Source organism: Micromonospora sp. DT201 (genome assembly GCF_049841575.1).
Taxonomy (GTDB): Bacteria; Actinomycetota; Actinomycetes; order Mycobacteriales; family Micromonosporaceae; genus Micromonospora.
Window position 1 is genome coordinate 108,338 of the sequence record NZ_JBNCKP010000023.1, and the last position, 6,576, is coordinate 114,913.

The 6,576-nt window shown below is 69.5% G+C and carries 2 protein-coding genes; one reads left to right on the forward strand and one right to left on the reverse strand.

Translation table 11 applies throughout. The annotated features are described in order from the left end of the window. Nucleotides 1-26 precede the first annotated feature (26 nt). Entirely contained in the window at nt 27-3,380 is a 3,354-nt protein-coding gene (locus ACLQ28_RS29185) for a S8 family serine peptidase (protein ID WP_425689467.1), read from the reverse strand. 322 nt (nt 3,381-3,702) lie between these two features. On the opposite strand from ACLQ28_RS29185, the gene ACLQ28_RS29190 reads away from it, so the two are divergent. Next, nucleotides 3,703-5,586 (forward strand): Xaa-Pro dipeptidyl-peptidase, encoded by a 1,884-nt coding sequence (locus ACLQ28_RS29190; RefSeq protein ID WP_425689468.1) that lies wholly within the window; start codon nt 3,703-3,705, stop codon nt 5,584-5,586. Nucleotides 5,587-6,576 lie beyond the last annotated feature (990 nt).

Below are 6,576 nucleotides of genomic sequence, written 5' to 3' on the forward strand. Positions count from 1 at the left end.
CCCGGGCCGCACCAGCGGGGTGACCATCAGCTGGCGTTGTACGCCCGGATGATGGTCTGGTCGATGCCGCTGCCGCCGTTCGCGGCTGCCTTCACCCGCAGCGAGACGGACTGCCCGGCGGCGGCCTTCGGCAGCGCAACCCGGTAGCTGTCGCCGTTCCCGGTGACCCGGGCCGACTTCCAGGTGGCACCGTCGTCCGTGGAGGCCCAGGCCTGCAACGACGTCACCTTCTGCGCCTTGACACCGTGCGCCTGCCGGACGGTCAGCTCAGCGGTTCCGCCGATGGCGTGGTTGTTGGTGTCCATCGGCAGCGCGTAGTCCAGCGCGAGCAGCGGCAACGGCACACTCCCGGTCCCGTCCGGCCCGGCGGACCGGAACGTCCACGAGGTGTTGACCTTGGTCGAGATCGGCAGGATCAGGCTCGTGTCGACGTCGAGGGTCAGCCGGTAGTCCGCCATCTGCTGCGGCACGGTGACGTCGGCGAGCGGGAGGGCACTCTCCTCGATCAGCTTGCCGTTGCGGTAGAGCGCCAGCTTGCGGTTCACGCCGATCGAGTTGCCCTGCAGGCAGTCGGCGCGCTGGTGCTGGTCCGTCAACGACACCAGGTCGATGTGCAGGTTGCCGCGGGTCCGCGACGGTGCGGTGGCACAACTCCGACCGGCACCGGCCGGGTCGTCGTAAAACCCGGAGTGCAGCGGCTGCCGCGCCCAGACCTTCGTCTGCCGACTGCCCGGCTGGAAGCTGCGGGGCGCCTCCTGGGCCGACAGGCCACCGTAAACTCCCTCGTCCGACCAGAGGATGCCGGGCGAAAGGTAGTCGGTGCGGTACGGGGGCAGATTCCCTTCGGTGGTCTGGGTGAGGCCCAGCCCGTCGAGGGTGAGGCCGGTACGGATCAGTTGGGTGACCATCCCCTCCGAGTCCGCCTGGTGGAACCGCTCCTCGATCTGGGCAAGCTTCGCCTGCTCCGCCTTGGTCACCCGGAACGCGGGATCGACAGGTACGCCGTTCGGGTACTCGTGGATCAGGTTGTAGCGGTACGGCTTGGCCGTGCCGGCCGGCGAGTCGAGGTTGACGGCCGCCCAGCTGCGCCGGGATCCGACGCTGGGCTTCGGCAGTGCAGTGGTGCGTACGGTCGTTCCGGCCCCGAACGCGCTGATCTGGCTCGACCAGGACAGACCGTTCGGCGCGGTCTGGAGACTGGTGAGGTCGATCTTGCTGGCCGTGGTGGCGACTCCGTCGACCGTCGCCGTCACCGGCTTGGCTCGCGCCGGGTCGAGCGTGATGCTCCGGTTGCCGGTGATGCTCAGGTCGGTCTCGCCGGCGAGCGTCGTCTCCAGCACGTCGCTGTCGACGTAGTAGGCGACCGACGAGCCGAGGACCGCGTACCGACCGGCCGGCACCCGCGTGGTGAAGGTGTCTCCGGGAGTGCCGCTGGGCCCGCCGTAGTAGATCACCGGGTCGGTGAGGTTGGTGATCACGACGTCGAGCCAGCTCTCCGCGCCGTCCTTGAGACCGGGCATCGGCTTCGTTTGGATCGTCAGGTCATAGCTGGGCGGCTCGACGTAGAAGCTCACCGGTGTCGTCGACACCAACTTGTGGCCGGAGGTGCGGGCGGTCACGGTGGCCAGGTAGAAGCCGGGCCGGGCCGCCAGCGCCCCACGGTTGATCCGGAGGGTCGCCCCGGCGGTGGCGCCGCCCTTGATCGTCACCCGGCTCGTCGAGAGCGCTGCCGCGCCGCGCGGCACCGGCTGGCCGTCGTGATTGACCACCGCGACATCGAGGTCGAGGACGGACGTCGCCGTCTTCGACGCACCGGTCCAGCTCAGCTTCGCCTCGCTGGTCCCGGACTGCGGGTACACGAAGGTGCCGAGGTTGACCACAGGCTGGTTGCTGGTCGGGCCGCCGAGGGCCCGGGCCGCGTTGAGCCGGCCGGCCCCGACGGCGTACGAGTCGAGGCCGGTCAGCGGGTCGGCGGCACCGACGAGGGCGGCCTTGAGCTGCGCACCGGTCCAGTCGGGGTGCCGCTGGGCGAGCAGCGCAGCGGCGCCCGCGACGTGCGGGCTGGCCATCGAGGTACCGGTGCTGCCCTCGTAGTACTGGTCGATCGGGTCCTGCAGGTTGGTGCCGGCGGCACGGGCGGCGACGATGTCGACACCGGGGGCGACAAGTTCCGGCTTGGCCACGTGGCTGGTGACCAGCGGTCCGCGGCTGGAGAAGTCGGCGAGCTTGTCGTCACGGTCGACGGCGCCGACGGTCAGCGCGGTAGCGGCCGAGCCGGGCGAGGAGATCGCACCGCCGCTGTTGCCGGCAGCGATGACGAAGAGCACGCCGGTGGACTTGCTCAGTCCGTCGACGGCGAGCGAGAGCGGGTCGTTGCCGTCGTCGCCGTCGCTGCCACCGAGGCTCATGTTGATGACATCGGCCCGGGTGGCGGCCCACTCCATGCCGGCGATGATCTGAGAGTCTTCGCCGGAGCCGTGGTCATCGAGGACCTTGCCGATCACCAGCTGCGCGTCCGGCGCCACGCCGCGACGCTGGCCGTGGGCGGCCGCGCCGGTGCCGGCGATGGTCGAGGCGACGTGCGTACCGTGGCCGTTGTGGTCGACGGCGTCACCGCCCTCGGCGCTGAAGTCGGCCCGGTCGGCGACCCGGCCGACCAGGTCCGGGTGGGTGAAGTCGGCACCGCTGTCGAGCACCGCGACCTTGACTCCCTTGCCGGTGTAGCCGGCCTTCCAGGCGTCGGGTGCGGCGATCTGGCCCAGGTTTGGGTCGAGGTCACCCTTTTGTCCGCCGTTGGTCAGCGCGGTGGCGCGGACCTTGCGGTCGAGCCAGACCTTCTTCGCGCCGGCGAGCAGCGAGTTGGTCGCCAGCTTCGCGGTGGCCGGGCTCTTCTTGGGTACGCGGCCAGCCACCGCACCGATGCTGGGCAGCGACAGCACGTCACCGAGTGCGGCCACCCGGGCGGACGCGGTGGCGGGCTGCACGATGAGCGGCAACTCGGTGGCGTTCTCGTCGTCGTAACCGTCCGCGATCAGCGTGGTGACGTCGAAGAGGTCGGGGTCGAGGACCGAGCCGATCTGGGAGGCGACGCGGGCGGGAATGACGTGCAGGTGGCCGTCCGGCCCGCAGGTCTGGCGGATCACCGCGTTCGCGTCGACCGGCTGCACCGTGGCCTGCGGGCATCCCGATCCGGTGCTCCGTACGGTCACCACGTCCCCGGTCAGCAAGGTGACGGTGTGCGTCTTCCCGTCGGTGGAGGCACCGGGGGTGCCGGTCAGACCGATGCCGCTTGGCCCAGCCGTGGCAGCGCCGCCCGGTACGGCGGTCAGCACCGTGGCCGTGACAGCGACGGCCATCAGCCACCGCGTTTTCCTGAGCATCTTGCTCCTCGTCTTAAGTGGACGAAAGTGCCTCTTCGGGCACTCCCGGCAAGATCATATGCACGGCTACGTGATCTTCGGGAGACTTCTTCGTAGTGATTTACAGCCCGCCCGGCCTGGAGTTTCCGCAGTGTTTCGCCACCGGGCTCGGTTCGATGTCGATTTGATTTCCCCTTCGGGAGCACCACCGTGGGCGACCAGACTCATCCACATCCGCAGGGATCGACGGAACGCCCGCCCGGACCTAGCATGGCGACGAATGGATCTTCGAGATTGGCCCCTGCCGACCCCCGGCAACCAGCCCAACCGAAGGGAGACGCGCATGCGTCGACCCCGCCATCTGGCACTACTCAGCGTCGGTGTGTCCGGCGCCCTGGTCCTCAGCGCGGCAGCGACAGCGGCAGCAGCCCCGCCCACGGCGCCCACACCCACCGGCATCGTCGTCGTCGACGGCATGACCCAACCGGTGTTCTCGCTCGCCGACGCGATCGAGGAACGGGTGTTCGTCCAGACGCCGGTGGATACCGATCACGACGGCCGACTCGACCGGGTGGCGATCGACATCTCCCGCCCCCGGGAAACCGCCACGCAGGGCTTCAAGGTGCCGGTCATCTTCGAGCACAGCCCCTACCGCAAGGACACCTGGGGTGACGTGCCGTACCCGAGCGTGCTGGTCGACGACCTGCCGCAGAACGGCCGCACCGACCGATCCGGGCGTCGGGCGCTCGACGCGGACGCCCAACGGGCCCAGGCGAAAGCCAACCTGCCCGGCTCGCTGGACGACTACTACGTGCCACGCGGGTACGCGGTCGTGCTCGGTCAGAGCGTCGGCACCGGCGACTCGGACGGCTGCCCGACCAGCGGCGACCAGGCCGAGACCCTCGGCACCAAGGCGGTCATCGACTGGCTCAACGGCCGGGCAAAGGGGTACGACGCGAACGGTGCCCCGATCACCGCCGGCTGGACCACCGGCGCGGTCGGCATGACCGGCGTCTCCTACAACGGAACGCTGCCCAACCAGGTGGCCACCACCGGGGTCAAGGGACTCAAGACCATCGTGCCGGTCTCCGCGATCAGCAGCTGGTACGACTACTACCGGGCCAACGGTCTGGTCGTCGCGCCCGGGACGTACCAGGGTGAGGACCTCGACATCCTGGCCCAGTTCACCGCCGGGCAGGCACGCGCCGAGGGGCCCTGCGCCGACGAACTCGCGACGATCACCGAGAAGCAGGACCGGGTCACCGGCGACTACTCGAAATACTGGGAGGATCGCGACTACCTCGACGCCCGGGACGTCAAGGCCAGCGTCTTCGTCGTACACGGCCTCAACGACTGGAACGTGAAGACCGAGCACTTCGCCGGCTGGTGGGACCAGCTCGCCAAGCACGACGTACCTCGTAAGATCTGGCTGCACCAGGGCGGGCACGGCGGCCCGGGCAGCAGCGCGTCGGTGACCCTGCCGGACGGCCGCACCTGGACGTACAAGCAGACCGAGAACCGCTGGTTCGACTTCTGGCTGTGGAACGTGCGCAACGGCATCATGGACGAGCCGACCGCGGTGCTGCAACGCGAGGACCAAGCCTACACCACGTACGCCAACTGGCCCGACCCGGCCGCGCGTGAGGTTGGGCTGCGGTTCGCCGCCACCGACGCCACCGCCCCCGGCTCGCTCACCACGGTCAAACCGCCGAAGGCCAAGATCGAGCAGAGCTTCGTCGACGAGGGCCGGACCATCCACCCGGACACCCTGGTCGCCAACCCGGACGCGGCAAGCACCAACCGACTCGCCTACCGCTCCCCCGTGCTGACGCAGAACGTCCGCATCTCCGGACGTCCCGAGATGCGGCTGCGGATGGCGATCGACAACAAACCGGACGCGAACCTCACCGCGTACCTGGTGGACTACGGCCCGGCCGGGTCGACCGCCGCCCCGACCGTGGTGACCCGGGGCTGGATGGACCCGCAGAACCGCAAGAGCGCCACGCGCACCGAGCCTGTCAAGCAGGGCAAGCTGTACGACTATCGGTGGACCCTGGAGCCGAAGGACTACATCTTCCCGGCGGGGCACCGGATCGGCGTGGTCGTCTTCTCCACCGACCAGGAGTACACCCTGCTGCCGCTGGGTGGCACCGAGCTGCGGGTCGCCCCGAACGACAGCGAAGTGCGCCTGCCGGTGGTCGGTGGGCGGAGCATCCTCGGGTTCTGATCTCGTCCATCACACACGGGTGGGGCAGCTTGCAGGTCGGGCTGCCCCACCACTGCGTACGGGCCCCGGGGTAATCCGAGAGCGGCCTTGGGGCGGCCTCCGCCGATCGCGCCCGGAGTCGAAGATCGGGCGGTATCAGACGTTTGTCCGGTTCGACCCCCGGGGAACAGGAGGACTCTTGCGGCCTTCACCCGAATCGGGTGCGTGATCGACTCCATGTCGCCGATGTGGGGGTATCCCCGGCCCCGGATACCGCCACGTCGCCGACATGGAGTGGATCACCGCTCAACGCCCGATACGCGAGGCCAGCATGCGGTCGGTTTGTTCTGTATGGGGGATTTCGTCCCGTGGCCGGGGCCATCGTGACGGCGGCATATGAGGCGTGTCCGGCAAGGCTCCGAAGAACCGGGGGCCCTTGCGACCTCTCACCCGGATTCGGCGCGTGATCGACTCCATGTCGCCGATGTGGGGGTATCCCTGGCGCCGGATACCGCCACGTCGCCGACATGGAGTGGATCACCGCTCACCGCCCGATACGCGAGGCCAGTGTGCGGTCGGTTTGTTCCGTATGGGGATTTCGTTCCGTGGTCGGGGTCATCCTGGTCGTGGAATCGGGGGCCGGCCGGGGTCGTTATACCTGGCATGCCGCCCCAGCCCTCGGGCTTCGCGGCAGCCCCCAGCTCAGGTGGGCCGGAGCCCAGCCGGGAACACCCGCCGGGCCGCCACGGTTACACACCCTGGCCGCCGAAACGGCAGGCCGACCCCCGGGAACTTGGTGGAATCACCCGCCGCCCCGGACCGTTGCACCACCCCCGGGTGACACCCGATGCCGGCCCCCCTTGTTGCGGGGCTGCCGGGCCCCCTTGAAGCGTCACGCAGCCGCACCCCCGTGTCTGCTGCACACCCCCCGTTGAATGCAGAGGAGCACGCCATCATGCGTACCGATCTGATCCGTAAGACCGCCCTCACCGCCGCTGGACTCGCCTTCAC

Excerpts from the sequence above, each read along its gene's own strand:
- ACLQ28_RS29185 (WP_425689467.1), bottom strand. The coding sequence starts at position 3,380 with ATGCTCAGGAAAACGCGGTGGCTGATGGCCGTCGCTGTCACGGCCACG.
- ACLQ28_RS29190 (WP_425689468.1), top strand. The coding sequence starts at position 3,703 with ATGCGTCGACCCCGCCATCTGGCACTACTCAGCGTCGGTGTGTCCGGC.